This is a genomic window from Xanthobacter sp. 91, assembly GCF_000702385.1.
Classification (GTDB): domain Bacteria; phylum Pseudomonadota; class Alphaproteobacteria; order Rhizobiales; family Xanthobacteraceae; genus Xanthobacter; species Xanthobacter aminoxidans.
This window is the reverse complement of the sequence record NZ_JNIB01000001.1, coordinates 3985923-4012647: the sequence shown is the minus strand read 5'-3', so window position 1 is coordinate 4012647 and position 26725 is coordinate 3985923. Positions and strand designations below refer to the sequence as shown.

At 68.1% G+C, this 26725-nt stretch carries 22 protein-coding genes and 1 pseudogene; 8 read left to right on the top strand and 15 right to left on the bottom strand.

Annotated features, from left to right (window positions below; all coding sequences use genetic code 11):
• Positions 1 to 180 precede the first annotated feature (180 nt).
• Positions 181 to 2511 (bottom strand): hydantoinase B/oxoprolinase family protein, encoded by a 2331-nt coding sequence (locus tag A37E_RS0118805; protein ID WP_029558015.1) that lies wholly within the window; start codon positions 2509 to 2511, stop codon positions 181 to 183.
• 79 nt (positions 2512 to 2590) lie between these two features.
• Positions 2591 to 4744: a hydantoinase/oxoprolinase family protein gene (locus A37E_RS0118800; protein WP_029558014.1), complete on the bottom strand. Its 2154-nt coding sequence runs from the start codon at positions 4742 to 4744 to the stop codon at positions 2591 to 2593.
• Between the two features lie 317 nt (positions 4745 to 5061).
• On the opposite strand from A37E_RS0118800, the gene A37E_RS0118795 reads away from it, so the two are divergent.
• Complete coding sequence (locus A37E_RS0118795; protein WP_245279378.1) at positions 5062 to 7068, top strand: sigma-54-dependent Fis family transcriptional regulator; 2007 nt, start codon at positions 5062 to 5064, stop codon at positions 7066 to 7068.
• 166 nt (positions 7069 to 7234) lie between these two features.
• On the opposite strand, the gene A37E_RS0118790 is transcribed toward A37E_RS0118795, so the two are convergent.
• On the bottom strand, positions 7235 to 8176 hold the full coding sequence (locus A37E_RS0118790; protein ID WP_029558012.1) for an ornithine cyclodeaminase family protein: 942 nt from the start codon (positions 8174 to 8176) through the stop codon (positions 7235 to 7237).
• Positions 8177 to 8401: 225 nt separating this feature from the next.
• Between A37E_RS0118790 and A37E_RS0118785 the strand changes: the two genes are divergently transcribed.
• From A37E_RS0118785 to ligD, 3 genes and pseudogenes are all read left to right on the top strand, one after another.
• Positions 8402 to 8686: a hypothetical protein gene (locus tag A37E_RS0118785; protein WP_029558011.1), complete on the top strand. Its 285-nt coding sequence runs from the start codon at positions 8402 to 8404 to the stop codon at positions 8684 to 8686.
• Between the two features lie 233 nt (positions 8687 to 8919).
• Positions 8920 to 9801, top strand: a complete 882-nt coding sequence (locus tag A37E_RS0118780; protein ID WP_029558010.1) for a Ku protein — start codon at positions 8920 to 8922, stop codon at positions 9799 to 9801.
• Positions 9802 to 9804: 3 nt separating this feature from the next.
• Positions 9805 to 12392, top strand: a pseudogene (gene ligD / locus A37E_RS25475) (DNA ligase D).
• Positions 12393 to 12404: 12 nt separating this feature from the next.
• On the opposite strand, the gene A37E_RS0118770 reads toward ligD, so the two are convergent.
• The 3 genes from A37E_RS0118770 to A37E_RS25470 are packed head-to-tail and all read right to left on the bottom strand — an operon-like array spanning position 12405 to position 13627.
• Complete coding sequence (locus A37E_RS0118770; RefSeq protein ID WP_029558009.1) at positions 12405 to 13205, bottom strand: Ku protein; 801 nt, start codon at positions 13203 to 13205, stop codon at positions 12405 to 12407.
• A 14-nt stretch (positions 13206 to 13219) separates the two neighbouring features.
• Positions 13220 to 13408, bottom strand: coding sequence for a DUF3008 family protein (locus A37E_RS0118765; protein WP_029559111.1), 189 nt, complete (start codon positions 13406 to 13408; stop codon positions 13220 to 13222).
• A gap of 12 nt (positions 13409 to 13420) precedes the next feature.
• Positions 13421 to 13627, bottom strand: a complete 207-nt coding sequence (locus A37E_RS25470; protein WP_051679165.1) for a DUF2934 domain-containing protein — start codon at positions 13625 to 13627, stop codon at positions 13421 to 13423.
• Between the two features lie 139 nt (positions 13628 to 13766).
• Here A37E_RS25470 and A37E_RS0118755 point away from each other — a divergent pair, with 139 nt between their 5' ends.
• Both A37E_RS0118755 and eda read left to right on the top strand, forming a co-directional pair.
• Complete coding sequence (locus A37E_RS0118755; protein ID WP_029558008.1) at positions 13767 to 15299, top strand: aldehyde dehydrogenase family protein; 1533 nt, start codon at positions 13767 to 13769, stop codon at positions 15297 to 15299.
• A gap of 65 nt (positions 15300 to 15364) precedes the next feature.
• On the top strand, positions 15365 to 16012 hold the full coding sequence (gene eda, locus A37E_RS0118750) for a bifunctional 4-hydroxy-2-oxoglutarate aldolase/2-dehydro-3-deoxy-phosphogluconate aldolase (protein WP_029558007.1): 648 nt from the start codon (positions 15365 to 15367) through the stop codon (positions 16010 to 16012).
• A gap of 79 nt (positions 16013 to 16091) precedes the next feature.
• Here eda and accC read toward each other — a convergent pair whose 3' ends face one another.
• The 5 genes from accC to A37E_RS0118725 all read right to left on the bottom strand — a co-directional run bounded on the left by accC (position 16092) and on the right by A37E_RS0118725 (position 20812).
• Positions 16092 to 17450, bottom strand: coding sequence for an acetyl-CoA carboxylase biotin carboxylase subunit (accC, locus tag A37E_RS0118745; RefSeq protein WP_029558006.1), 1359 nt, complete (start codon positions 17448 to 17450; stop codon positions 16092 to 16094).
• A gap of 70 nt (positions 17451 to 17520) precedes the next feature.
• Positions 17521 to 18000 (bottom strand): acetyl-CoA carboxylase biotin carboxyl carrier protein, encoded by a 480-nt coding sequence (accB, locus tag A37E_RS0118740; protein ID WP_024279587.1) that lies wholly within the window; start codon positions 17998 to 18000, stop codon positions 17521 to 17523.
• A 51-nt stretch (positions 18001 to 18051) separates the two neighbouring features.
• A complete protein-coding gene (gene aroQ, locus A37E_RS0118735) occupies positions 18052 to 18492 on the bottom strand; it encodes a type II 3-dehydroquinate dehydratase (RefSeq protein ID WP_024279588.1) in 441 nt (146 codons plus the stop codon).
• A gap of 143 nt (positions 18493 to 18635) precedes the next feature.
• Entirely contained in the window at positions 18636 to 19436 is an 801-nt protein-coding gene (locus A37E_RS0118730) for a DsbA family protein (RefSeq protein ID WP_029558005.1), read from the bottom strand.
• Positions 19437 to 19471: 35 nt separating this feature from the next.
• A complete protein-coding gene (locus tag A37E_RS0118725) occupies positions 19472 to 20812 on the bottom strand; it encodes a M48 family metalloprotease (protein WP_245279377.1) in 1341 nt (446 codons plus the stop codon).
• A gap of 361 nt (positions 20813 to 21173) precedes the next feature.
• On the opposite strand from A37E_RS0118725, the gene A37E_RS0118720 reads away from it, so the two are divergent.
• Complete coding sequence (locus A37E_RS0118720; RefSeq protein WP_029558003.1) at positions 21174 to 22343, top strand: aminotransferase class I/II-fold pyridoxal phosphate-dependent enzyme; 1170 nt, start codon at positions 21174 to 21176, stop codon at positions 22341 to 22343.
• A gap of 114 nt (positions 22344 to 22457) precedes the next feature.
• Positions 22458 to 23129 carry a leucyl/phenylalanyl-tRNA--protein transferase gene (gene aat / locus A37E_RS0118715; RefSeq protein WP_029558002.1) on the top strand — a complete coding sequence of 224 codons (672 nt, stop codon included), beginning with the start codon at positions 22458 to 22460 and terminating at the stop codon, positions 23127 to 23129.
• Here aat and A37E_RS0118710 read toward each other — a convergent pair.
• The 4 genes from A37E_RS0118710 to speB all read right to left on the bottom strand — a co-directional run bounded on the left by A37E_RS0118710 (position 23066) and on the right by speB (position 26562).
• Positions 23066 to 23737, bottom strand: coding sequence for a DUF2155 domain-containing protein (locus tag A37E_RS0118710; RefSeq protein WP_051679163.1), 672 nt, complete (start codon positions 23735 to 23737; stop codon positions 23066 to 23068). The two genes, aat and A37E_RS0118710, sit on opposite strands and share 64 nt — an antisense overlap.
• Positions 23738 to 23897: 160 nt before the next feature.
• Positions 23898 to 24308, bottom strand: a complete 411-nt coding sequence (locus tag A37E_RS0118705) for an NADH:ubiquinone oxidoreductase subunit NDUFA12 (protein WP_024279594.1) — start codon at positions 24306 to 24308, stop codon at positions 23898 to 23900.
• Positions 24309 to 24390: 82 nt separating this feature from the next.
• Complete coding sequence (locus tag A37E_RS0118700; protein WP_029558000.1) at positions 24391 to 25488, bottom strand: ionic transporter; 1098 nt, start codon at positions 25486 to 25488, stop codon at positions 24391 to 24393.
• A 93-nt stretch (positions 25489 to 25581) separates the two neighbouring features.
• A complete protein-coding gene (speB, locus tag A37E_RS0118695) occupies positions 25582 to 26562 on the bottom strand; it encodes an agmatinase (RefSeq protein ID WP_029557999.1) in 981 nt (326 codons plus the stop codon).
• Between the last annotated feature and the right edge of the window lie 163 nt (positions 26563 to 26725).

Genomic DNA, 26725 nt, shown 5'->3' with positions numbered 1-26725 from the left:
GGAGAGGGCTTTCTGGATTTCGTCATGCCCGGGCTTGTCCCGGGCATCCACGTCGTGCCGCCTGATCACCCTTGCGAAGCGTTGCACCCGGCCCGCCGACGTGGATGGCCGGGACAAGCCCGGCCATGACGGCCGTAAGAAAAAGCGGGCGGCGGCGCGGACCGCCGCCCAGTGGAGGGATCACTCCTCCACGAACTGCACGGTGCGCACGTCCGGCAGCTCGGAGATGTCCATGGAGTAGCGCGAGCCGTAGGTGGGGATGCCGATGTCTTCCTCGTTCAGCACCCAGCTCTCCGGCAGGTCCCAGAAGGCCCGGAACTCGCGCTCGAACTTCGGGCCCAGCTTGAAGGAGGCGGCGAACATCTGCTGCACCTGGGTGCCCGCATCCTTGGCGAGGATCTTCTCGCGCTCGCCCTTCATCCACTCGCGGGTGGGGACGGACTTGGCGATGCGCGCCTTGCGGATGTCCGCACGGGCGGCCTTGGTCGCCGCCTCGTCCACCACCACGAGGCCGCCGGCCCCCTTCTTCACCACCACGCCGTAGACATCGCCGGCGAGGCGCTCCAGCACGTAGCCGCCGTTGATGTCGTCGGCCACCGCCTGCGGCTCGCGGTCGAGCGGATCACCGAAGCCGGGGCCGCCGCGCATGTAGTTGAGGTAGAGGTCGTAGTCGGAGAACATCTCCTCGGTGGTGATGGCCTGCTTGTCGCGCTTGATCTGCGCCTTGGGCAGCATCGCGTCCCAGGTGGGGTTCTCCGGGTCGGTGTCGCCGCCGAGCGGGATGTCGGCGCCGGAGGCGATCAGCTCCTTCAGCCCGGTCTGGTGGGCGGCGAAGCGATAGCCGGAGGCGGCGGGATAGCCGCCCATCAGGCCCCAGTCGGACGAGATGTGGCCGTTGCCCATGAAGAACATGGTCCAGTCCTTGGCGTTCCAGACCATGCGCAGGCTCTCGAAGCCGCAGCCGCCGCGATACTTGCCGGAGCCGCCCGAGGACGCCTTGATCTGCCGGCCGAGATAGATCAGCGGCTCGGCCAGTTCCCAGATCTCCATGTCGCCCATGTCGCCTTCCGGGTTCCAGATGGCGGCGGCGTGGGAGAGGCCGTCCTGCACCGCGGTCGCCCCGGTGCCGTTGGCGGCGCACTCGAACGAGTTCACGGCGTGGATCTCGTCATACTGGTTGAAGCCGCCGCCCTGCAGCCAGTTGGAGGTGTTGGCGTTGCCCGCGTTCACCTCCTCCAGATAGCCGCGGCCGAAATAGGAGCGCGACAGGCCGCGCCACAGGGCCGTCCAGGCGGACACCAGGAAGTGCCAGGAATAGGAGAAGGCTACGCGCCGGTCGTCCGGGTTCATCCAGGTGCCCTTGGGCAGGCGGAACTCGGTGCCGTAGGCGGCGCCGTCGTTGATCATCTCGGAGGGGATGAGCGTCTGGGTCATCATCACCCAGATGCCCGAGGTGAAGCTCACCTGATGGGCATTGTAGGTGTGCCAGCCCCAGCGGCTCGACCCCTCGAAATCCAGCCGCCAGGTGCCGTCCTTGCGGATGGTCATCTCGCAGGGGGCGTGCATGATGGTGTCGAGCTTGGCGAAGTCGGAGGGGACGCGCACGTCCTCATGGGCGTAGGGCACGTCCACGAAGCCCACCTGCCGGTAGGTGCCGGGGATGGTCATGGCCTTGATGCGGGCCTGAAGGCCGAGGCGGCCGTGCTCCACCGCCTCGTAGGCGAACTTCCAGTAGGCCTCGATGCCCTCTTCCGCGACCACCTCTTCCACCAGCTTGCGGATCATGTGGCAGCCGGCGATGCGGGTGCGCTCGTCCAGCATCCAGTAGCGGGTGGTGCGCACCATGCGCTGGCTCTCGTGCAGCCAGTCGCGGAACAGTTCGTCGTTGGCACCCACCTTGCGGCAGGTGATCTGGTAGCCGTCGCCGAAGCGCTGCACCTGCCCGGTGGCCATGGAGCCCGGCCCCACCGCGCCGGTGTCGATGACGTGGGTGACGCCGCCCACCCAGCCGATCAGTTCGCCCTCCCAGAAGATGGGAACGATGGTGTGGATGTCGCAGGGGTGGACGTTACCGATGAGGCAGTCGTTGTTGCAGAAGATGTCCTTGTCCTGGACGCCGGGATTGGCCTCCCACTCGTTCTCGATCATGTATTTGATGGCCGCACCCATGGTTCCCACATGGATGATGATGCCGGTGGAGGTGAGAAGGCTGTCGCCCGCCGCATTGTAGAGGGTGAAGCACAGCTCGCCCTCCTGCTCGACGATGGGAGAGGCCGCGATCTTCTTGGCGGTCTCGCGCGCATCCACCACGCCGGCGCGCAGGCGGGAGAACAGCTTGTTGTAGAGGATGGGCTCGCTCTCGCGCAGCTCCAGCTTCTTCAGGCCGGCATAGTGGCCGGTGGCCTTGGTGGCCGTCATCAGCCGGTCGCGATGCTCTTTGAGCGTCTCGCCGCCACGGACGATGCCGCGGGTGGCGCCCTGAAGGCTGGTCTGGTTGACGTTGACGTTCATGGGTTCGTTTCCTCTTGAGATTGTTTGGGTTTGCTCCCCTCTCCCGGTGCGGGAGAGGGGGCATGACGGAGCCCTGCCCTCACACCTCCTTCAGGTGGAAGAGGCGATGCCCGTCGAGCCAGGTCTCGAAGCCGTCGGGCACCACAAAGGTGGTGGCGTCGGATTCGATGATGGCGGGGCCCATGACGCGGTTGCCGGGGCGCAGGGATTCCATCTTGTAGAGCTGCGCATCCACCCACTTCTTCTTGCGATAGAACTTGCGGGTGCCGATCTTTGCTTCCTCCGGCGGGGTCTCGCCCTCTTCCGGCTCCTTGGGGATGCGGGGCTTCGGGATCGGCACCATGCCGCGCATGATGGCGCCCGTGACCGAGTAGCCCAGCTCCGGCGAGCGGGCGGAGGCCGCATAGACGCGGCCATAGGTGGCGTTGAAGGCGTCGGTGAGCTGGTCCCAGTCGGCCGCCGTGCCGGCGGTGGCGATGGGGCTCTCGATCTCCAGGTCGTTGAGCTGCCCGCGATACTGCATGCGGTAGCCGGGCTGGAGCGTCACCTGATCGGCCGAATAGCCGTTCAGCTTGAACTCCTCCAGCACGTTGCGGGTCAGCTCCTCCCACGCCGCCTGAAGGGTTTCAGCCGCCTTCACCTTGTCCGCCTCCGGGGCGTCCGGCGGCATGTTGATGTCGAGGGACTTGTCGTAGCGATATTCGAAGTCCGCCGCCGCGCAGCCGAAGGCGGAGAAGCCGGCCGCCCAGGCGGGCACGATCACGTCCTCGAAGCCGAGGCCTTCCGTATAGCCATAGGTGTGCACCGGCCCGGCGCCGCCGTAGGAGAAGCAGACGAAGCTCTGGGGCGAATAGCCCTTGCCCGAGATCATGGAGCGCAAATAATCGCGCAGATCGGAGTCCAGCAGCTCGATGATGCCGGCCGCCGCATCTTCCACCGAGAGGCCGAGCTTGTCGGCGATCTGCACCTTGATGGCATCCACCGAGCGCTGCCGGTCGAGCTTCACGGCGCCGCCGAGGAAGTTGTCGGGGTTCAGATAGCCGAGCACCATGTGGCAGTCGGAGATGGTGACGGTCTCGATGCCGCTCTCCTTCCAGCACACGCCCACCCGGTAGCCGGCCGAATCCGGGCCGAGCTTGATGGCGCGGGTGTAGGGATCGAGCCGGATGAAGGAGCCGGCGCCGGCGCCCACCGAGTCCATCGCCACCAGCGGCAGCGAGAGCACGAGCCGGGCCATGTCCGGGTCGTTCTTGATGGTCATCTCGCCCTGGGTGATGAGCGCCACGTCGAACGAGGTGCCGCCGATGTCCGAGCAGGCGATGTTCTTGTAGCCCAGCACCTCGCCGAGATATTTCGCGCCGATCACGCCGCCGATGGGACCGGAGACGATGGTGCGGGCCAGCTCCTTCGCCTTCCAGGAGATGGTGCCGCCATGGGTCGCCATCACGCGGAAGTCGAACTTGGTGCCGCGCTCCTTGAAGGCGTTGGAGATCTTGGAGAGCGTCTGGCGCGAGGGCTCGGCGGCGTAGCCTTCGAGGATGGTGGTGTTGGTGCGGTGGGTTTCCTTGCGCACCGGATAGTAATCGGCCGAGGCGAAGACCGGGATCTTCTTGCCGCTCTTCTCCACTTCCTCGATCACGATGTCGCGCACGCGGCGCTCGTTCACCGGGTTCTTGTAGGAGTGCATCAGGGAGATGACGATGCCTTCCACGTCCTCCGCGATCAGCTCGCGCGCCGCCTCGCGGGCGCTCGCCTCACGCAGGGGGATCACCTGCGTGCCCATCATGTCGGTGCGCTCGATGACGCCGCGGGTGAGCTGGCGGGGCACGAGCGGCGGGTCGTAGCGGTGGGTGTTGAGGTGGATGCGGTCCTCATAGGCATAGCCGAGGTGGCTCTGCACCGCGCGGCCCATGCGGTGGAAATCCTCCATGCCGCGATTGACGATGAGGCCGCATTTGAGCCCCTTGCGCTGGACCACGCGATTGAGCATCGCGGTGCCGGAATAGACGCCGGTCTGAAGCTGGGCGAGCGCGTCGTGGAGCGACATGCCCCAGTTGGCGAGCCCGTCTTCAGAGGAGGCGATGAGGCCGAGGGCCTCGTTCTGCGGCGTGGACTGGGCCTTGCCGACGACGAAGTCGCCGTCCTGGTCCACGAAGAAGGTGTCCGTCATGGTGCCGCCGGCATCGATGCCGAGCACCTGGACGCTGCGCAGGTTTCCCACGGGAACGTTCACGCTGGTTTCCTCCCTGTCGTGCCGGCGTTGGCTTTTGGGTGCCGGCTCGCAGCATGAGGGGCAGGATGCGTGCCATCCGCGCTCGACTGTATAAATGCGAGGATTCTCCTGATCTTTGTGCAATGCGTCATGTAATCTGGAAGTCTTCGACTGTCCGATTTCCGGACACTTGTTGTCCGCCGCCGGATCGTTTCAGACGACGACTGCCGCGGGGCGGCCGGCCGGACTTGCGAGCGGCATGAAAGTGCGCGTATTCTCCCGCCAAAGCCGCCGCCGCCGGCCTCGATGCCGGCGGTCAGAACGCGGCATTTCAGGGAGTGAACCCGCCTGCGGGCACCTCGGCCACCGGCCAAGGCGGCCTGCCGGCCAATGGCTCAGGCGGCGCGACCACGGGAACGCCGCGCCGCCCGGCCCGGAGGGCAGAGCTGGTGCCACATCGCGAGATCGCGCGTGCCTGGGAACAGTTTCACCAGGACGGCGCCGCCTCCGCCGTCATCCGCCCGGCGGTGATGGCGTCGTGGCAGCGCTCCCGCCTTCATCTCATCGCCGCCGACCGCGCGGCCGCCCCCGTGGTCAGCGAGGCGGAGCTGTTCCGCCGCCGCCACCAGAACAACCGCCTCGTCACCGCCGCGCGCCTCGCCATGGAAGAGGCGCGCCACCTGCTCTCCGACGCCCATTCCATGCTCATCCTCTCCGATCCCGACGGCACCATCCTCGAGGCGGAGGGGGATGCGCGTGCCCTCGACACCGGGCAGGAGGTGAAGCTCCAGCAGGGCGGCCTGTGGTGCGAGGCGGAGATCGGCACCAACGCCATCGGCACCGCGCTCGCCTGCGGGCGGCCGGTGCAGATCCACGCCGCCGAGCATTTCTGCGCCCCGGTGCAGCGCTGGACCTGCGCGGCGGCCCCGGTGCGCCATCCCTTCGACCGGGAGATCATCGGCGCGGTGGACATTTCCGGCTCCACCGACACCTTCAACCCGCAGAACCTCGCCCATGCGGTGGCCCTCGCCCACCAGATCGAGGCGGTGCTGGGCCGGCGCATGGAGATGGAGCACGAGCAGGTGCTGCGCCATTTCCTTTCCAAGCGCTCGCTCTGGCTCACCGAGGAGATCCTCGCCTTCGGCCGCTCCGGCGCGCTCATCTATTCCACCGACCGCGCCCTGAAGGAGGCCGCACGCCGCTCTGACCGCCTCATCACGGACGGCCGCCTTGCGGCGCTGAAGGATGTGACGCCCGATGCCTGGGCCGCGCGCATCGCCCAGCTCCTGCCCGGCGCCAGCGTCGAGATCGTGCGTGAGGACGGCGAGGAGATCGGCGGCGTGGTGGTGCTCCACGCCGCACGCCGGCCCAAGCCTTCACCGCGTGATCCGCAACGGGAGCTGGAGCCGCTATCGTTCGACGCCATCATCGGCGAGAGCGCGATCATCGAGGAGGTGAAGGCCAAGGCCCGCCGCATGGCGGAGAGCGGCCTGCCCATCCTGCTGGAAGGGGAGACCGGGGTCGGCAAGGAGGTGTTCGCCCGCGCCATCCACGGCGTGCGCGCACCCGTGGGCCCCTTCGTGCCGCTCAATTGCGGCGGCCTGCCGCGCGATCTCATCGCCAGCGAATTGTTCGGCTACGAGAAAGGCGCCTTCACCGGCGCCGACGCCGCCGGCAAGCAGGGCAAGGTGGAGGCGGCGGACGGCGGCCTCCTCTGCCTCGACGAGATCGGCGAGATGCCGCTGGAGCTGCAATCCTACCTGCTGCGCGTGCTGGAGGATGGCGTGGTCTACCGCGTCGGCGGGCACACCGGGCGACGGGTGGATCTGCGCCTCGTCTCCATGACCAACCGCGACCTCACGGGCGAGGTTGCGGCCGGGCGCTTTCGCAAGGACCTGTTCTATCGCATCGCCGCCTTGCGCCTGCGCATTCCGCCGCTGCGCGAGCGGGGCGACGACGTGCTGCTGCTGCTCGACCACATCGGCCGCAGCGCCGCCGCCCGCGCCGGCCTGCCCGCCCCGCGCTTCACGGAGGCCGCCCGCACGGCGCTCGCCGCCTATGCCTGGCCGGGCAATGTGCGCGAGCTGCGCAATGTGGTGGAAATGCTCATCGCCATGGGCAGCGCCGACACGCCCATCGATGTCGCCGATCTGCCGCCCGAAATCGCCACCGCCGCTGCGGCCGCGCCCCCCGCGACAGACCTTCGCACCGTGGAGGAAGCCGCCATCCGCGCCGCCGTGGACGCCTGCGGCGGCAACCTCACCCGCGCCGCCCGCCGCCTCGGTATCGCCCGCTCGACGCTCTACATGCGCCTCGCCGCGCTGGAGGCGAAGGGGGAGGGATAGGGGGCCCGACAACCCGATTCACCAACGTCCGTCATCCCCCGGCTCGTCCGGGGGATCCACTCCTCCGCCAGGTCGGCTTTCCGTTTCTCAGCACCGATCCCTCGGCACAGTGGATGCCCCGGATAAGCCGGGGCATGACGGCGGATCAGGACATTGGGGCCAGCTCCTACCCCCGCCGTCCCGCCACCAGCTCCGCCGCCACCAGATCCTCGATGGCCGCGCCCACGGACTTGAACAGGGTGATGGCCTTGGGGTCCGTGCGCCCCTCCTTCGTACCGCCGCACAGCTCGTAGAGGTCCGCCTTCACCTGATCGGTGGACCACACGCCCGCCGCCACCGGCAGCAGCAGGTCGCCGGCCTCGCCGAGGGCGCCGGCATAGGTGTCCACATAGACATCGCTGGCGCGGATGAGGGCGTCGTCGCTCTCGCGCATGGTGGGGGTGAAGGCGCCCACGAGGTCCACATGGGTGCCGGGCTTCACGTCCTGCCCCAATACCAGCGGATCGTCGGAGGTGGTGGCGCTGGTGACGATATCGGCGGCGGCGACGGCGGCGGACAGGTCGCTCACCGGCTCCGCCGGCAGGCCGAGCGCCGCGAGATCGGCCGCCATGGCGGCTGCGCGGGCGGGCGCGCGGCCCCACACCAGAACGCGGCGGATGGGCCGCACGGCGCAATGGCCCTGCGCCAGCTGGAAGGCGAGATTGCCGGTGCCCACCACGGTGAGCGTCTCGCTGTCCATGCGCGAGAGGAAGGTGGAGGCCAGCGCCGAGGTCGCCGCCGTGCGCCGGTTGGTGAGCGCATCGGCCTCGATGATGGCGGTGGGGATGCCGGTGGAGCCATCGAACAGGGCATAGACGCCGTGCACCGCGCCCAGCCCGCGCGCGCCGTTGGTGGGGAACACGTTCACCAGCTTCACGCCGAACACCGCCCCCGGCCGCCACGCCGGCATGGTGAGCAGCCGGCCGGGCGTCTCGTCATTGCCCACATGGTGGACGCCGCGCACCGGCGATTCCACCTCGGCCGCCGCGAAGGCCGCCCGCAGCGCCAGCACCAGACGCTCATAGGTCAGCGCCGCCTCGACCTCGCTTGCATCGTAGAACGCGACCATCCCGCATCTCCTTCCGGAAACCTCTTCTACAGCATGGGCTGCCAAGCGCCGCAACGGCGCAAAAACTCGGGGCACTGCCGCAACGGCGCAAAACCAAAGGCCTGCGCCGCAACGGCGCGGAACCAAAGGGCTCTGCCGAGACGGCGCCAAATCAAAGGCCTCCGCCGCACCGGCGCGGAACCAAAGGGCCGCGCGGCCACTTGGTTCTGCAAAGGAGACTTGACCATGCACCACGATGGCGCGAGCCGCGGACCCGTCCGCCATTTTTTCCACGAAGCCGGCAGCTTCTTCCACGCGCCGCCCGGCTCCGAGCCCATCCTCGAATGGCGCGCGCAGGCGCCGGGCACCGAGGTGCTGGTCTGCGACGGCATGCCCGTCGCTCGCCTCGACTGCCACGACCGCCGCTGGACATGGCGCGTGCTGGACGACGCCTCCGCTCCCATCCGCGCGGGGTCCGAGGCCGAGGCGCGGCTGCTGGCGCGCTTCTACGCGCGGCGGCTGCATGGGTGATGTCGGGGAAGGCCCGCAGCGCCCCTCTCCCCTTGCGGGAGAGGGTTGGGGTGAGGGGTATGGCGCCACGAGAGCAGCGAACGGGACAAGGGGACAGGCTGCCCCTCACCCCCGGCCCCTCTCCCGCAAGGGGAGAGGGGAGACCCGAGCACCGAGCGCATTTTCCCTTGCCCGCGACGCCGCGCGGGTGTGCTCTGAGCGGCGTTGAGAGAAAGCCTGCAACGAGGGGCGAGATGGCGCCACGGGCGAGCTGGAAGGGGTTTCTCACAGTCGGCGCGCTGAGCTGCGCCGTCGGCCTCTATGCGGCCGCCTCCACCTCCGAGCGCATCAGCCTGCACATGGTGAGCCGCAAGAGCGGCCATCGCCTGCGCCGGCAATATGTGGACGAGGAAACCGGCCAGCCGGTCGAGACCGACGATCAGGTGCGTGGCTACGAGGTCTCCAAGGGCGAATACGTGACCATCGCGCCGGAAGAGGCGGCGGCCGTGCTGCCGGACAACGACAAGACTATCTCCATCGATGCCTTCCTGCCGTGCGACGGCATCGACACGGTGTATCTCGACCGCCCCTATTTCCTCGCCCCCGTGGATGAGGCCGCCGCCGAGGTGTTCGACCTTTTGAGGCGCGGAATGGCGGCGCAGAAGGTGGCGGCGCTGGGCGAGGCGCTGCTGTTCCGCCGCGTGCGCAAGCTGCTCATCCGCCCCGCCGGCGAAGGCGGCGCGCTCCTCGCCTCCACCCTGTCCTTCGACTACGAGGTGCGCTCGGCGCAGGAGGCTTTCGCCGATGTGCCTGACGTGAAGATCACCGCCGAGATGCGGGAGCTGGCCACCCACATCATCAAGACCAAGGCCGGCACCTTCGATCCCGACGCCTATCAGGACCGCTACGAGACCGCTCTCGCCGAGCTGGTGCGCGCCAAGATGGAAGGCAAGCCTTTGCCGAAAGCGGCGCCGCGCAAGGAAGAGAAGGTGGTGGACTTGCTCGCCGCCCTGCGCGCCAGCGCCAAAGCGATTGGTGGGAGCGAGAAGAGGACGCCAGCCAAAGCCAAGGCCACGAAGAAGGTCACAGCCGACAAACCCGCGCCGGCCCGCAAATCCACCCGCAAGGCGGGCTGAGCCATGGCCGACCTTGACCGCTACCGCGCCAAGCGCGACTTCGCCGCTACTCCCGAGCCCTCCGGCACCGGTCGCCGGAAAGCGAAGGGCGAGGTCGCGCGGCCGGAAGGCGCCTTCGTCATCCAGAAACATGCGGCGCGGCGGCTGCACTATGATTTCAGGCTGGAGATGGACGGCGTGCTCAAGAGCTGGGCCGTCACCCGCGGCCCCAGCCTCGTGCCCGGCGAGAAGTGCCTGGCCGTGCATGTGGAGGACCACCCCCTCGACTACGGCGGCTTCGAGGGCACCATCCCCAAGGGCCAGTATGGCGGCGGCAACGTCATCATCTGGGATCGCGGCACCTGGACCCCCATCGGCGACCCGCACAAGGCCTATGCCAAGGGCCACATGGAATTCACTCTCGACGGCGAAAAGCTCCACGGCCGCTGGCATCTGGTGCGCATGGCGCCCCGCAAGGGGGAGACGAAGGAGAACTGGCTGCTCATCAAGGCCGAGGACGAATTCGCCCGGCCGGACGGCGCGCCGGACATATTGGAGGAAGAGCCGCTGTCGGTGGTCTCCGGCCGCGACGTGGACGCCCTTTCGGCCGATGACCCGCCGCAAAAGAAGAGCGCCGCGAAGTCCGGGATGAGTGCGAAGAAGGCCGCGCTAAAACCCCCCGCGGCGAAGTCCCCCGCCCCGCCCGCCGACGATCCCCCGCCCGATGGTGCGAAGGGCACCGGCGGCACCCCCCTGCCCCTGCCCAAGGGGGCGAAGACCGCCCCCCTCCCCGCCTTCGTGCCCCCGCCCTCGCCACTCTGGCGAAGAAGGCGCCGGCCGGCACGCGCTACCTCCACGAGATCAAGTTCGACGGCTATCGCATCGAGGCGCGGGTCGAAAACGGGAAGGTGCGGCTGCTGACGCGCACCGGACGCGACTGGACTGACAGATTCGGCACCGGCATCCCTGCCGAACTCCACCGATTCCCCATCCGAACCGCGCTTTTCGACGGTGAAATCGTCGTGGAATCCGGCAATGGCGCGAGCGATTTCTCCGCCCTTCAGGCCGATCTTTCGGAGGGGCGGAGCGACCGCTTCGTCTATTACGTCTTCGATCTTCTCCACCTCGACGGCCACGACCTGACGCCCCTTCCCCTCAAGGATCGCAAGGACTTGCTGGAAAAACTGGTGGGACAGGACGGGGACAAGGTGCGCTACAGCGCCCATTTCGAGGACGACGGCGCCCTCGTCCTCTCCCACGCCTGCCGCCTGAGCCTGGAAGGGGTGGTCTCCAAGCTCAAAAACGCCCCCTACCATAGCGGCCGGACGCGCGACTGGATCAAGTCCAAGTGTCTGGAACGACAGGAGTTTGTGGTGGGTGGCTTCGTCCCCTCCACCACCTCGCGCACCGCCATCGGCTCGCTGATGCTGGGGGTGTTCGAGGACGGCAAGCTGCGCTACGTGGGGCGGGTCGGAACCGGCTTCACCCAGCGGGTCGCGGCCGATCTCCACAAGCTCTTAGCCTCTGAAAAGACTGAAATTTCCCCCTTCTCCGGCAAGCTCACCGCCGAGGAGGCGCGGGGCGTCACCTTCGTTCAGCCGCTCCGTGTGGCGGAGGTGGAGTTCGGCGCCTGGACCGGCGACGGCCACCTGCGCCACGCCGCCTTCCGCGGCCTGCGGGAGGACAAGCCGGCGAGCGAGATCGTGCGGGAAAGTCCTTATGAAACAAAGGCTTCCGATCCGCCCCCGCCGAAGCGCCGGGTGCGCCTTACCCACCCGGACCGGGTCTACTGGCCGGATGTCGGCCTCACCAAGGAGGGGCTGGCGGACTACTACGCGCAGGTCTGGCGCCATATGGCCCCCTTCGTCACCGGCCGCCCGCTGGCGCTGGTGCGCTGCCCGGAAGGCATTGACGGTCAACGTTTTTTCCAGAAGCACCCGTGGAAGGGACTGGACAGGAACATCCTTCAGGTCCCCGATCCCAAGGCGAAGGACGAAGCCCCCTACCTCGCCATCCGCGACCTCGACGGCCTGACAGCCCTGGTCCAGGGCGCCGCCCTTGAGATCCACCCCTTCGGCGCCACCCTGGCGGACTGGGAGCGGCCCGACCTCCTCACCATGGACCTCGATCCGGGGGAGGGCGTGCCGTGGCAGGACGTGATTTCCGCCGCCGAGGAGGTGAGGCAAAGACTTGAGACAAAAGGGCTTTCCGCCTTCGTGAAAACCTCCGGCGGCAAGGGCCTGCACGTCTGCGCACCGCTCTCGCCCAAGGCGGACTGGCCCCGGCTGAAGGCCTTCACAAAGCAGATGGCGGAGGAGATGGCAGCGGACAGCCCGGAGCGTTTCGTCGCCACCATCACCAAGTCGAAACGTAAGGGCCGGATTCTTATCGATTATTTGCGCAACCAGCGCGGTGCGACGGCGGTGGCGCCTTATTCTACAAGGGCTCGGCCGGGGGCGCCGGTGTCCATGCCACTGGCGTGGGATGAGCTGGGCGAGGCCATCGGCCCGCAGCACTTCAACGTTGGCAATGCCTTGGCAAGGCTGATGAATCTCGGTCACGACCCGTGGGGAGACTTCCGCGCCGCAGCGGTGCCGCTGCCGGGCGCGTGAGGCGGGCGCGCCCTATTTGCGCTTGCCCTTCTCCGCCGAAAGGCTCCGGCGCAGCGCATCCATGATGCTGACCACATTGCCCCCCGTTGGCTCCTCCGCCGCGGCCTTGGCCGCCTTCTTCGCCGGGCGCTTCTTGCGCTTGGAGGCGATGAGATCGATGAGCCCTTCCTGCACGGGATCGTGTACCATCTCTGGCTCAAATGCTTGCGTACGCTCGGAAATCAGCTTCTTGACCAGACCCAACGCCGCCTTGTCCGGCGCCTCCTCGGCCTCCGGTGCACCATCGAAATGGCGCACCTCGTCACCGTAGCGCAGGGTCCACAGAATGAGCCCGCGCCCCCGCGGCTCCAGCATCACGCCCCGCTCGCGGCGATACATGACAAGGCGCGAGAGCGCCGCCGTCTTCGTCTCTTCCATGGCGGAGCGGATCACCGCGAAGGCTTCCGTGCCCACCTCGTCGTCGGGCACGAGATAGTGCGGCTTGTCCAGATAGACCCAGCCGATACTGTCCCGCGGCACAAAGCTCTCGATGTCGATGGTGCGGGTGGACTCCAGCGCGACATCGTCGAGTTCTTCATCCTCGACAAGGACATAGCTGTCGTCGCCAGTCTGGTAGCCGCGCGCCTCGTCGTCTTCAGAAACCGGCTTGCCGGAGACCTCGTCCACATAGCGGGAGACGATGCGGTTGCCCGTCTCCCGGTTCAGGGTGTGGAAGCGCACTTTCTCGCGCTCGGAGGTGGCCGGAGTCATGGCCACCCGGCAGGTGACGAGGGAGAGCTTCAGATAGCCCTTCCAGAAGGCCCGCGGCGCCATGGCCGGCTCATCGCTCAATCATGGGAGACATGAGCGGGCTTGCCCTTCTGCTTGGTCGCGGCGAGGTCATGAAGCTCCTTCTCGCTCATGGAGTCCACCATCTCGCGGGAGGCGCCCTTGAGCGAGGATTTCTTGCGCTCGCCCCGCTTGGCGGAGAGGGCGGCGCCAGCCGCCATCTGCTGGGCCTTTGATTTTGCAGGCATAAAAAGCCTCCGTCAGTAGGAACGCCGGCCTTTCAGGATTTCCAGCTCCGCCCGCTCCCAGTATTCCCGGTCGCGGCCTTGGGGGCAGCCGTCCTCCCGCCAAAGCGCATGGGCGCGCCAGCGGATGCGGTCGCGTTCGGTGTCGGAGAGGCCTTGCAGCGCGTTGGCCGCATGAGCGGGATCGGTGCCGATGGATTCGGGGTTGGTGGCGTGGGGCATTTTGGTTCCTCCGCGCAAGTTGAAGGGCGCGCTTCGACGCGCGCCTCGCCCCCTCGGCTGAAACCCCCGGCCGCGCCCAATGGTTCCCGCCGGCCGAGAGGACGGCTAGAACAGGGCAAATCAGAACGAGGAGACGACCATGGCGCGCTTTCCCGGCACCGGCGAGATCGAAGCGGATGCAGATGCCCTGCTGGCGCGCCTCGGCATCCCGGATGACCGCCTCAAGGGCGGACGCGAGGCGGTGACGCCGCTGACCGGGGAAATCATCGCCCGCATCACGGAGATGGACGCCCCAGCGGTTCAGGACGCCATCGGCCGCGCCCATGAAGCCTTCCTCCAATGGCGCATGGTGCCGGCACCGCGGCGCGGCGAACTCGTGCGCCTGTTCAGCGAGGAGCTGCGCGCCGCCAAGGCCGACCTTGCGGCGCTGGTGACGCTGGAGGCCGGCAAGATCACCTCCGAGGGCCTCGGCGAGGTGCAGGAGATGATCGACATCTGCGATTTCGCCGTCGGCCTCTCCCGCCAGCTCCACGGCCTCACCATCGCCACCGAGCGGCCGGACCACCGGATGATGGAGACGTGGCACCCCATGGGGGTGGTCGGCGTCATCTCCGCCTTCAACTTTCCGGTCGCGGTGTGGGCGTGGAATGCCGCGCTGGCCCTCGTGTGCGGCAATTCCGTCGTGTGGAAGCCGTCTGAGAAGACGCCGCTCACCGCCCTCGCTGTGGACGCCATCTTCGCCCGTGCCGCCGCCCGCTTCGGCGGCGTGCCGGAAGGACTTTCGACGCTGGTGCTCGGCGGGCGCGCCGCTGGCGAGGCGCTGGTGGACGACGGGCGGGTGCCGGTCATCTCCGCCACCGGCTCCACCGCCATGGGCCGCCATGTGGGACCACGGGTGGCGCAGCGCTTCGGGCGGTCGATCCTGGAGCTGGGCGGCAACAATGCCGCCATCGTCTGCCCCTCGGCCGACCTCGATCTGACACTGCGCGCCGTCGCGTTCGCAGCCATGGGTACCGCTGGCCAGCGCTGCACCACCCTGCGCCGGCTGATGGTGCACGACAGCGTCTACGACGTTCTGCTGCCCCGCCTGAAGTCGGCCTATGCCTCCGTGAGCGTCGGCGATCCGCGCGAGGAGGGCACGCTGGTGGGTCCGCTCATCGATGCCGGCGCGTTCGAGGCCATGCAGGTGGCGCTGGAGGCGGCGCGCGCCGCTGGCGGCACCGTGATCGGCGGCGAGCGGCTCGGGGCCGAGTTCGCCCTCGATGCCTATTATGTCCGTCCGGCGCTGGTGGAGATGCCTGCCCAGACGGACAGTGTGGCAGCGGAGACCTTCGCGCCCATCCTCTACGTGCTGCGCTATTCGGACCTTGCCGACGCCATCCGCCTCAACAACGAGGTGCCGCAGGGCCTCGCCTCCGCCATCTTCACCGCCGACCTGCGGGAGGCGGAGCGGTTCCTCTCGGCGGCAGGCTCGGATTGCGGCATAGCCAATGTGAACATCGGCCCCTCCGGCGCTGAGATCGGTGGCGCGTTCGGCGGCGAGAAGGAGACCGGCGGCGGGCGCGAGGCGGGCTCCGACAGCTGGAAGGCCTACATGCGCCGCGCCACCAACACCATCAATTACGGCGACCGCCTGCCGCTGGCCCAAGGCGTGACCTTCGACGTGGGATGACCAGAGCGATTGGGGCTCGACACGACGGCAGGACTGCGCTTCAAACGATTTAACGGAGATACCTCATGAGCCTTCCGAGCCCCCTTCCCTTCGTCGCCAAGGCCCCGGTGGTGCCGGTCGTGGTCATCGAACGCCTGGAAGACGCCGTTCCCCTCGCCCGTGCGCTCGTGGAAGGCGGCCTGCCGCTGATCGAGGTGACGCTGCGCACGCCGGTGGCGATGGAAGCCCTGCGTCTGATCGCGGCCGAGGTGGAGGGCGCCATTGCCGGCGCCGGAACCGTCACCAATCGCGCGCAGATCGAGGCGACCATCAAGGCCGGCGCCACCTTCCTCGTCAGCCCCGGCACGACGCCGGAACTTGCCGCCGCCTTCACCGAGGCGCCGATCCCGGTCATGGCCGGCTGCGCCACAGCCTCCGAGGCCATGCGGCTGGCGGAATTGGGCTTCGAGGTGCTGAAGTTCTTCCCGGCGGAGGCATCGGGCGGCGCGGCCTTCCTCAAGTCCATCGCCGGCCCCCTGCCCCACCTGCGCTTCTGCCCGACCGGTGGTATCGGCCCGGCGAACGCGGGCGACTATCTCTCCCTGCCCAACGTGGTGGCTGTGGGCGGCTCCTGGGTGGTGCCGACCGACGCCATCCGCGCCGGCAACTTCGCCAAGGTCCGCGAGCTCGCGACGGCGGCTTCCCAGCTCAAGCGGGCGGCCAAGTTCGCCTGACCGGGATGCGTCTTTTCAAAAGAAAAAGCCCGGCACTTGGCCGGGCTTTTTCGTCTGCTGAGGCTCAGTTCGTCTTGCCTCAGACGATGTTCTTGCCTTCGCCCTCGGCGAGGAAGTGCTCCAGCCAGTGGATGTCGTACTGGCCCTCGGCGACGTCGCGGGTGCGCACCAGCGTACGGAACAGCGGCAGCGTCGTGTCGATGCCGTCCACCACGAACTCGTCCAGCGCACGGCGCAGGCGGCGCAGGCACTCGTCCCGCGTCTTGCCGTGAACGATGAGCTTGCCCACGAGGCTGTCGTAGGTGGGGGGAATGACGTAGCCCTGATAGGCGTTGGAATCGACGCGGATGCCGAGGCCGCCGGGCACGTGATAGTGCGTGATCTTGCCGGGCGACGGGCGGAAGGTGGTCGGGTGTTCCGCGTTCACGCGGCACTCGATGGCATGGCCCTCGATCACCACATCCTTCTGCGTCAGAGTCAGCGGCTCGCCCGCGGCGACGCGGATCTGCTCGTTGATGAGATCGATGCCCGTGACCATCTCCGTCACCGGATGCTCCACCTGGATGCGGGTGTTCATCTCGATGAAGTAGAAGTTCCCGTTCTCGTACAGGAACTCGATGGTGCCGACGCCGATATAGCCGAGCTTGCGCATGGCCGCGGCGCAGGTCTCGCCGATCTCGGCCCGCTGGGCGGCGGTGATGACCGGGGACGGCGCTTCTTCCCACACCTTCTGATGGCGGCGCTGGAGCGAGCAGTCGCGCTCGCCGAGATGGATGGCGTGGCCCTTGCCGTCGCCCAGCACCTGCACCTCGATGTGACGCGGGGTGGAGAGATACTTCTCGAGATAGACGGCATCGTCGCCAAAGGCCGCCTTGGCCTCCGTGCGGGCCGTGGAGAGGGCCTGCGACAGGTCGTCGGCGGTCATCGCCACCTTCATGCCGCGCCCGCCGCCGCCGGCAGCCGCCTTCACCAGAACCGGGAAGCCGATCTCGGCCGCGACGCGGTGGGCTTCCTCGTCCGAATGGATGCCGCCATCGGAGCCGGGCACCACGGGGATGCCGAGGGCCTGGGCCGTCTTCTTGGCCTCGATCTTGTCGCCCATGATGCGGATATGCTCCGCCTTGGGGCCGATGAAGTGGATGTTGTGATCGGCAAGGATCTCGGCGAAGCGGGCGTTCTCGGCGAGGAAGCCGTAGCCCGGATGCACCGCATCCGCCCCGGTGATCTCGCAGGCGGCGAGCAGCGAGGGGATGTTGAGATAGCTCTCGCGGGCCGGCGGCGGGCCGATGCACACGCTCTCATCCGCGAGGCGCACATGCATGGCGTCGGCGTCGGCGGTGGAGTGCACCGCCACCGTCGCGATGCCCAGCTCCTTGCAGGCGCGCAAAATGCGCAGCGCGATCTCGCCGCGGTTGGCGATGAGGATTTTTCTGAACATCAGCGGTGCGTACCTTTTAGGTGCCTGCCTCGTGGGTCTCTGCCGGTGTGTGCGTGCCTCGCGGGCGCGCTCATTCGATGATGAGCAGGGGCTCGCCGTATTCCACCGGCTGCGCGTTACCCACGAGGATGCGCGTGACAGTACCGGACCGCGGCGCGGGAATGGCGTTCATGGTCTTCATCGCCTCGACGATGAGCACGGTCTGCCCCTCGCGCACGCTGGTGCCCACCTCGATGAAGGGGGGGGCACCGGGCTCGGCGGCGAGATAGGCGGTGCCCACCATGGGAGAGGCAACGACGCCCGGATGCTTGGAGAGGTCCGCCGGGGCCTCGGCCGCAACAGCCGGGGCAACCGCCGCGACGGGCGCGCCAGCCGGATAGGGCGCCGCGTAGGGGGCACCCTGGGCGATGGTAACCGAGGCGGGCGCGCGCACCACGCGGATGCGCAGGCCCTCGTGCTCCACCTCGATCTCGGTCAGGTCGCTGCCCGAGAGGAGATCGGCGATCTCCTTGACGATGGCGGTGTCGATGGGAGGGTTGGAGGGCTTCATGATGTTCCTGGCTCTGGCTGGCCGTCGGGCCGCGCGAGGGCGTTGGGGGATCTAAGGGGTCTGCGGCAGGCCGGCGATGGCGCGCAGGCCCAGCACATAGCTCTGGGGTCCGAAGCCGCAGATCACTCCGCGGACGACGGGCGACAGGTAGGAATGGTGGCGGAAGTCTTCCCGCGCGAACACGTTGGACAGATGCACCTCGATGGTCGGCACCCCCACCGCGGACACCGCGTCGCGCAGCGCGACGGAGGTGTGGGTGTAGGCAGCGGCATTGAGGACAATCCCCCGCGCTCCACGGGCCGCCTGGATGAAATCCACCAGCGCGCCTTCCGAATTGGTCTGGCGGAAGACGATGTCGAAGCCCAGCGCCTCGCCCTCGGCCCGGCACAGCGCCTCGACATCGGCAAGCGTCGCCGCGCCATAGATGCCGGGCTCGCGAGTTCCGAGCAGGTTGAGGTTGGGCCCGTTCAGGACGTGGACAGTGTCTGTCATCCGTGCGTGATCTGCCACCGGCCTCCTGTCGGCCGGGTCGCAGCCTTATAGGGGTGCGCGCGCCCGATGGAAAGAGCGCCCGCGGGACGGTCTGCCATGTGAAGGCTAGACCGAGTCCGCGGGCATCGGGCGGGTTGCCCCTCTTATTTCGCCGCCGGCTGCTTGCTGCGGGCGTTGGCGATGGCGGCCTTCAGCTTGTCGAAGCCGACGGCACCGATCACCACCTGATCGCCGATCACATAGGACGGTGTGCCGTTCAGCGACAGCGCCTCGGCGATCTTCATGCTCTCGTCGAGGGTGGCGTTCAGCTCGGGCGAGGTGGACTGCTTCTGGATCAGCGCGGGGTCGATGCCGACCTCCTTGGCCGCCGCCAGCGCCTTGGCGCGATCGGCCTGGCCACGGCCGCCGAGCAGGGCCTGATGGAAGGCCATGTACTTCTCGGGGGCAACCATGCGCACGGCCACGGCCACCTGCGCCGCCTCCACCGAGCCCTGGCCGAGGACCGGGAATTCCTTCAGCACCACGCGCAGCTTCGGATCCTGCTTGATGAGGTCCTGAAGGTCCGACAGCGCCTTTTTGCAATAGCCGCAATTGTAGTCGAAGAACTCGACCAGCGTGACGTCGCCCTGCGGGTTGCCAGCGACGATGCCGCGCGGGCTGGACAGGAGGAGCGGCTTCAGCTCGGCGACCGCCTTGCTGCGCTGGGTCGCATCGGCCACCATCTGCCGGCTTTCCAGCACGGAGATGGCCTCCTGGAGGACTTCCGGATTCTGGATCAGATACTCGCGGATGATGCCGCCGAGTTCCTTCTTCTCCTCGTCCGTGAAGGCCGCGGCCGGGCTGGCGGCGAGGAAGAAGGCCGGCACGGCAGCCAACGCCAGCGCAGAGAGGCGGGCGGCGAGGTGCCGGAAACCGGTGCGGGCCAGGCCCGTGGGGGAGAACATGCGGGGCTCCTTGGGTGAAAAGCTGTCTTTTGGCATCAGCGCTGGTTTGCGGCAGATGCGGGCGGTTTGAAATTCACGAGATCGTCGGCCTTGAGCCAGCCGGGTGACCCCTGCGGAAACTTAGTCCGGGCACGGGCCGCGAGTTCCCGGCCGAGCTTGAAGTCACCGGAGGCGAAATAGGACTGCGCCGAGGCCAGGTCTGCATTGGCAATGTCGCCGGTGCGGCCGTAGGCGAGCGCGAGGGACCGCCAGGCCGAGGGCGAATTGGGATCGCGCTGCGTCGCCTGGATCAGCTCCCGGATCGCCTCCTGGGTGTTCGCCTGATTGCCCGACTGCACGAGCGCCTGCCCGAGCATCGCCCGGATGAGCGGCGCGCCGTTGGTCATCTGCACGGCCTTGCGCAGCGGACCGACCGCATCGCTCGCCCGTCCCGCCTCCAGCAGCGCCTGGCCTTTCAGCTCCTGGAAATAGGGATTCGAGGGCTCCTTGGCGATCAGCGCATCGATCTGACGGATGGACGAATCGACGTTGCCAAAACGGTAGGCCGAGATGGCGCGCGCATACTGCGCCGCCATGGAGGTATCTGACGGCGGGTAGCGCCGCACCACGGCCTCCGGCCGCTCCATGAAGCCGATGAGCTTCGCCCGCATCATGTCGTGACGCGCCTGCAGGGCCGGCGGGTCCTTGACGTTGTAGTAGGGGCTGGACTTGGCGAGCTGTTCCAGCGCGCCGATACGCTCGCGGGCCATCGGGTGGCTCAGGACGTAGGGATCGATCCGCTGGCTGATGAAGAGCTGGTCGTTCTGGAAGCGCTCGAACGTCTCCAGCATGCCCTTGGACGACTGGCCGGTGGCGTTGAGATACTTCACCGCCGACCGGTCGGCGGCCGCCTCCTCGCCGCGCTGGTAGGAGAGCAGCGAGCGGCGGATCATCTCCTGCGGTGCTGATATCGCGGCTGCGCCCACATTGCCCACGTCCCGGCCGTTCATGCCGCTCGCTGCGCCGGCCGCGACACCGCCCGCCGCCAGAAGCATGGCGACGATGGCCATGGTCTGGGCGCCGGCCAGTTGCTCGCGCATGCGGGCGAGGTGGCCGCCGGCGATATGGCCGGTCTCGTGGGCGAGCACGCCGATGATCTGGTTGGGCGTCACCGAATCGACGAGGGCGCCCGTGTTCACGAAAATGCGCCGGCCGTCCGCCACGAAGGCATTGAAGGCGCGGCTGGAGATGAGCACCACCTCCACATTCTGCTGCGCGAGGCCTGCGGCCTTCAGGATCGGACGGGTGTAGTCCTTCAGCAGGGCCTCGATCTCGGTGTCCTGAATGGTCTGCGGCGCCGAGCGGGGCGCCTGCTCCTGCGCATGGGCAGCGCCCATCCATGTCGCCTGGAACGGCAGAGCGGTCGCGGCGGCGAGGCAAAGCATGCGTCCGGCGGCACGAAGCCCGTGCCGGGCACGCTTTCCAGTTCCGATCCGCATATCCGCTCGGGTTCGATCCATTCCGTCAACCACCACGCAAGCCGCCATTCACGCAGGGACCACAGCAATATCCGCCTTGGCTCGCTCCGGGGCACAGGCTACGAGACTGCCGGACACTGGCTTTGGCAGATGCCAAGGTCAATCCGCTGGCCTTCACGTTGGGGCGAACCCGCCTCAGGGACAGGCAGAATAAGGCGGCAGCACGGCAACGCGGGCATCTGCGCGGCGCACGCCGCACGAGCGCAACGGAAATTCGACTATGCGGAACGGTCTCCCTCTTCTCTCCCGGCGCAGCGCCGTCGAGCCCTTCATCGTCATGGACGTGATGGAGCACGCCGCCCGGATCGAGGCGCAGGGCGGGCATGTGATCCATCTGGAGGTGGGCCAGCCGGCGGCCCCCGCCCCGCTCGTGGCCCGGCAGGCGGCGGCGGCGGCGCTTGCGGCCGGACAGGTGGGCTATACCGCCGCCCTCGGCATCCCTGCCCTTCGGGCGCGCATCGCCCGCCATTACGCGGAGCGGCACGGCGTCTCGGTCGATCCGGAGCGGATCGTCGTGACCAACGGGTCATCCGGCGGCTTCATCCTCGCCTTTCTCGCGTTGTTCGAGCCGGGGGATCGCGTCGCCATCGCCGCACCGGGTTACCCGCCCTATCGTCACGTCCTGTCCGCGCTCGGCTGCGAGCCGGTGCTGATCGAGACCCGCGCGGAGGACCGCCACGCGCTCACCCCCGAGCGCCTCCTGGAGGCGCATCGCGCCGCGCCGCTCAAGGGCGTTCTGGTGGCGAGCCCCGCCAATCCCACCGGCACCATGATGGACCGGGCCGCCCTGACGGCGCTCCATGCCTGCGCCCGCGACCTCGGCCTCGCCTTCGTCTCCGACGAAATCTACCACGGCCTCGACTATGCCTTCCCGGCCGTGAGCGCGGTGGAGATCGGCGAGGACGTCACCGTCATCAACTCCTTTTCCAAATACTTCTGCATGACCGGCTGGCGCGTCGGCTGGATGGTGGTGCCACCCGGCGTCTCGCGCACCATGGAACGGCTGCAGCAGAACTTCTCCATTTCCGTGCCGACCCTGTCGCAGATCGCCGCCGACGCCGCCTTCGAGGGCCGCGCCGAAATGGATCAGGTGAAGGCGACCTATGTGGAGAACCGCCGCATCCTCACCGAGGGGCTGCCCGCTGCCGGTCTCGGCCGCTTCCTGCCAGCGGATGGCGCCTTCTACCTCTATGCCGACGTCTCCGACTTCACCGACGATTCGGCGGCCTTTGCCCGTAGCCTGCTCGATGCCGCCCATGTGGCGGCGACCCCCGGCGTGGATTTCGACCCGTTCCACGGCCGCCAGTTCCTGCGCTTCTCCTATGCCGGCTCGGGGCCGGACATGGCGGAAGCGGTGCGGCGCATCGGCGACTTCCTCAAGCGGGGTTGACGTCGGCGACCCGCTTGCGCGCCGCGCGTGTCAATGGGTCGCGGGTGCCCAGGGAGACCGCCGGCACGCCGCCGCGCCACACGGCCGCTCGATTTGCTGGTAGGATGACCCGTCATGAGCCGGCCGAACGACCAGATCGTCGAGATCACGCCCGATGTGCTGCTGAAGGCCTATGCCTGCGGCATCTTCCCGATGGCCGAGAGCGCCGATGATCCCGGCCTCTACTGGATCGAGCCCGAGCGGCGCGGCATCATCCCCCTCGACGCCTTCCACGTCTCCTCCCGGCTCGCCCGAACGGTGCGCACGGACAGATTCGAGGTGCGCGTGGACAGCGATTTCGAGGCGGTCATCGACGGCTGCGCCGAGCCGCAGGAAGGTCGCGACAAGACCTGGATCAACGATCCCATCCGCCGCCTCTATGGCGAACTGTTCGCCCGCGGGCGCTGCCACACGGTGGAAGCCTGGCACGACGGGAAACTTGTGGGCGGCCTCTACGGCGTGAGGCTGGGCGGCGCGTTCTTCGGCGAGAGCATGTTCCACCGCGAGCGGGACGCCTCCAAGGTGGCGCTGGTGCATCTGGTGGGGCGGCTGATCGCCGGCGGCTTCCGGCTGCTCGATACGCAGTTCGTCACCAGCCACCTCAAGACCTTCGGGGCGCTCGAGGTGTCGCGGCGGCACTATCACAAGCTGCTGGAGAACGCCCTCGAGGTAGAGGGCGATTTCTACTGCTGGCCCCGGGCGGTGACGGGTGAGGTCGCCTTGCAGCCGATCAGCCACACGTCATAGATCGGGTGCTCCACCGCGTGCAGGCCTGGGCTCGCCGCGAACATCCAGCCGGTGAAGATGCGCTTGGCCTGCCCCTGCAATGTCACCTCGTTCACCTCGGTGAAGGAGGTGGTGTTCTGCGTCTCGGTGGCGGGACGCGTGTAGCAGACGCGCGGCGTCACCTGCAGCGCACCGAACTGGGCTGTCTCGCCGATGGCGATATCGAACGAGGTGATGCGTCCGGTGATCTTGTCGAGGCCGGCATAGACCGCATAAGCGTTGGCGATCTTCTGAGTCGGCGGCTGCACCACCACCACGTCGCCCTCATCCCCGGGAGGCGCGGGCTGCATACCAGCGGGGGGCTGCTGGGCAGCGGCCGGAGGCGGCGGGGGCGCTGGACCGCGCTGGATCGCGGCGGGGGCCGCCGGTCGCTGCGCGGGCGCCGCAGGCGGGGCCGCGATCACCGGAACGCTGTTGGGCACCTGGGGCAGCGGACGCTGGTTGGGAATGGTTCCGGGCGGCGGCAGCGGGGTCTGCTCGATGGTGCCGCGGCTCTGCGCCAGCGCCTGAGGCATCGCGGCGGCGATCAGGCCGGCGGCCAGCAGCGAAACGGAGCAGAGGAAGCGCATCAGTCTGTGAACCCGTGGAATGAAGGCGGCAACGCCGGGAAGCGGGCCGGCCCTTCTCCCCTTCTGACCGCCTGAATCGGGCGGTGGCAAGGCGGCGCGCGGAGGAGGCTTCACAGAAAGGAGACCGTGCAGAAGTACCGCGGGACGCCGAGGCGCCGGCCTATTCTCCGGGCGTCCAGGCCTTGTAGTCGCCGGTGACGCGGGGACGCAGGCCACCGGCCAGCACCGAGCCCTTGGGACGGTAGGCGCCGGGCGTGCCGGTCATGTTGCGGCGGTGCGGCTTCTGCCAGGAGCGGGCGGTATAGGTCTCATCCACCGGCGGCGTATCCACCCGATGATGCATCCAGCCCCACCAACCCGGAGGAATCGTCGAGGCCTCGGCATAGCCGGGATAGATGACCCAGCGGCGCTCGAAACCCAGCGTCGGGTCGATCTTGCCGCCCTTGGTGCGATAGTAGCGATTGCCGAACTCGTCCTCGCCCACGAGCTCGCCGAAGCGCTTCGTCCACCACATGGTGCCGACGGTCTGCTTGTTCCACCAGGTGAAGATGTAGAGCAGAAAATTCTTCACGGCCCGCGCCTCGTTCAAGTCGCGCGGAACATGCCACTCGCCCCGCCCGATGTCCACCGCCGGACAGCCACCGACCGGCTCTTTAGGGGGCGAACAGCAGCATCACATAGACGCAGAACACGATGAGGTGGATCACCCCGTTGAGCGCATTGGTCTTTCCGGTGCCGAAGGAGAGCACGGAAAGGACGAAGGTGAGCAGCAGCATGGTGCGGTCCTCGTTGTCGAGGCCGAGCACCATGGAGCGTCCGATCATGACGCTGATGAACGCCATGGCCGGGATGGTCAGCGACACCGTGGCGAGCGCCGAGCCCAGCGCGATGTTGAGCGAGTGCTGCAGATGATTGCGGGCGGCGGCGCGCACCGCGCTGATGCATTCCGGAAGGAGGATCAGCGTCGCGACCAGCGCGCCGGTCACGGCGTCAGGATCTTCCAGCGAGAACTGGGCCAGGAAATCCTCGAAGGTCGCGGCGACCTGGCCGGAGAGCGCCACCACCGCGGCGAGACTCGCCAGCAGCATGCCGATGGCGAGCAGGAAGGCGGAGAGGCCCGGCACCGGTTCGCCGTGGCCTTCCGCCTGCCCGGCGAAATGCTCGCGATAGCGCACCGTCTGCATGTAGAGAAAGGCGGCATAGAGCGCGATAGCGATCAGCGACATGTAGACGAGCTGAAACAGCGAGAAGGCGCCTGTCGCCCCTGCGTGCGTCTCGTTGGGCAGGATCAGCAGCATCACGCCGAGCGCGATGATGGCAGACAGATAGCCCGACGCCCCCTGTTGCTGGATCGTCTGCTCGCGATGACGGATGCTGCCGAGCAGGAGGCACAGGCCGACGATTCCGGCATTCACGATCATCAGCACCGACAGCACGGACTCGCGGGCAAGCGTCGGGTTGTTTTCGCCGTTGAGCATCATGGATGCCATCACCGACACCTCGATGATGGTCACGGACAGGGTGAGGAGCAGCGTGCCCCATGGCTGCCCCAGCCGGGCCGCCACGACGTCGGCGTGCCCGACCGCCGAGAAGGCGGAGCCGCACAGAAGCGCGACCGAGCCAGCCGCGAGCACGCCCGGCAGCACGCCCGGTGTCCCCGGTCCAACGTCGGGCCACAGCAGGAAGACGAGAGCGAGCAGCAACCCCAGGGCGGGGAGAATATAGGCCGAGATGCCTGGCCGCTTTCCCATCTCTTGCCTTCCCGAATCCAGCCTGTGTGCGCTGAGCGCCCTCCCTTATCCCGTCCGCCCGCAAAAGGGTACAAGCACCCCCGCGGGACGGAGCTACAACGCCGGCGAGCGCCCCCCCTCCTTGCGCTCGGCCAGCAGGCACAGATAGAGCGAAGCCAGCGTCGCACCGGCGAGCGCCGTGATCTCCGCATGGTCGTAAGGCGGGGATACCTCCACCACGTCGAACCCCTTGAGGTCGAGCGCACCGAGGCGCCTGAGGCAAGCCATCACCTCACGGGTGGAGAGACCGCCACACACCGGCGTCCCGGTGCCGGGCGCAAAGGCGGGGTCGAGGGCATCGATGTCGAAGCTGACATAGACCGGCGCGTCACCCACCCGATCACAGATATGCCGGGCCAGAGCGGCGGGGCCCATTTCGCCGGCCACGTTGCCATGCACGATCTCGATGCCGTAGCTGCGGGGCGCATGGGTCCGGATGCCCACCTGAATCGAGCGGTCCACCCGGATCAGGCCATCCTTCACGGCGCGGGTGATCATGGTGCCGTGGTCCACGCGGTCCCCGTTGTCGTCCCATGTGTCCTGATGGGCATCGAACTGCACCAGCGCCACCGGCTGCCCGAGCCGCGCCGTCAGCGCCCGCAGGATGGGGTAGGTCAGGAAATGGTCGCCGCCGAGGGTCACGAGGTGGCTGCCGCGGGCGTAGTGGGCGGCAGCTTGAGCGGCTATGGCGCCGGGGATGCCCGCCGGCAGGCCATAGTCGAACACGCAGTCGCCGCCATCCGCGACGTCCAGCGTCTCGAACGGGTCGAAGCCGAAGGGATAGAAGGGATCGCCGTCGAGGATGGAGGACGCGGCGCGGAGGGCGCGCGGCCCGAAGCGGGTGCCGGGCCGGTTCGACACCGCCACATCGAGCGGCACGCCCCACACCACCACCTCGGCCCCCCCGCCGTCACGGGCATAGCGACGGCGCAGGAAGGACGTGACACCCGAATAGTTCGGCTCGGTGGACTGGCCGTGGCGGAAGCCCGGATCCAGCGCGCGGTCGACGGGGCGGGGAAGGGTCGGATCGGCCATATTGTCCTCGCTGGCACTTTTCGCGCACGGCACAGCGCCGCCGGCCCATGCGCGGGTGCATCATAGCGAAGGCCGGGCGCCCCGAAAGCACGGCCAAAAGACGCTTGTGCCGTATTCACCGGCCGCGGGCACCCGTCGGCAATCTGCGGAAACAAAGTCAGCC

Excerpts from the sequence above, each read along its gene's own strand:
- A37E_RS0118805 (WP_029558015.1), bottom strand. The coding sequence starts at position 2,511 with ATGAACGTCAACGTCAACCAGACCAGCCTTCAGGGCGCCACCCGCGGC.
- A37E_RS0118790 (WP_029558012.1), bottom strand. The coding sequence starts at position 8,176 with ATGGTCGCGTTCTACGATGCAAGCGAGGTCGAGGCGGCGCTGACCTAT.
- A37E_RS0118785 (WP_029558011.1), top strand. The coding sequence starts at position 8,402 with ATGCACCACGATGGCGCGAGCCGCGGACCCGTCCGCCATTTTTTCCAC.
- A37E_RS0118780 (WP_029558010.1), top strand. The coding sequence starts at position 8,920 with ATGGCGCCACGGGCGAGCTGGAAGGGGTTTCTCACAGTCGGCGCGCTG.
- A37E_RS0118770 (WP_029558009.1), bottom strand. The coding sequence starts at position 13,205 with ATGGCGCCGCGGGCCTTCTGGAAGGGCTATCTGAAGCTCTCCCTCGTC.
- A37E_RS0118765 (WP_029559111.1), bottom strand. The coding sequence starts at position 13,408 with ATGCCTGCAAAATCAAAGGCCCAGCAGATGGCGGCTGGCGCCGCCCTC.
- A37E_RS25470 (WP_051679165.1), bottom strand. The coding sequence starts at position 13,627 with ATGCCCCACGCCACCAACCCCGAATCCATCGGCACCGATCCCGCTCAT.
- A37E_RS0118755 (WP_029558008.1), top strand. The coding sequence starts at position 13,767 with ATGGCGCGCTTTCCCGGCACCGGCGAGATCGAAGCGGATGCAGATGCC.
- eda (WP_029558007.1), top strand. The coding sequence starts at position 15,365 with ATGAGCCTTCCGAGCCCCCTTCCCTTCGTCGCCAAGGCCCCGGTGGTG.
- accC (WP_029558006.1), bottom strand. The coding sequence starts at position 17,450 with ATGTTCAGAAAAATCCTCATCGCCAACCGCGGCGAGATCGCGCTGCGC.
- accB (WP_024279587.1), bottom strand. The coding sequence starts at position 18,000 with ATGAAGCCCTCCAACCCTCCCATCGACACCGCCATCGTCAAGGAGATC.
- aroQ (WP_024279588.1), bottom strand. The coding sequence starts at position 18,492 with ATGACAGACACTGTCCACGTCCTGAACGGGCCCAACCTCAACCTGCTC.
- A37E_RS0118730 (WP_029558005.1), bottom strand. The coding sequence starts at position 19,436 with ATGTTCTCCCCCACGGGCCTGGCCCGCACCGGTTTCCGGCACCTCGCC.
- A37E_RS0118725 (WP_245279377.1), bottom strand. The coding sequence starts at position 20,812 with ATGGGCGCTGCCCATGCGCAGGAGCAGGCGCCCCGCTCGGCGCCGCAG.
- A37E_RS0118720 (WP_029558003.1), top strand. The coding sequence starts at position 21,174 with ATGCGGAACGGTCTCCCTCTTCTCTCCCGGCGCAGCGCCGTCGAGCCC.
- aat (WP_029558002.1), top strand. The coding sequence starts at position 22,458 with ATGAGCCGGCCGAACGACCAGATCGTCGAGATCACGCCCGATGTGCTG.
- A37E_RS0118710 (WP_051679163.1), bottom strand. The coding sequence starts at position 23,737 with ATGCGCTTCCTCTGCTCCGTTTCGCTGCTGGCCGCCGGCCTGATCGCC.
- A37E_RS0118700 (WP_029558000.1), bottom strand. The coding sequence starts at position 25,488 with ATGGGAAAGCGGCCAGGCATCTCGGCCTATATTCTCCCCGCCCTGGGG.
- speB (WP_029557999.1), bottom strand. The coding sequence starts at position 26,562 with ATGGCCGATCCGACCCTTCCCCGCCCCGTCGACCGCGCGCTGGATCCG.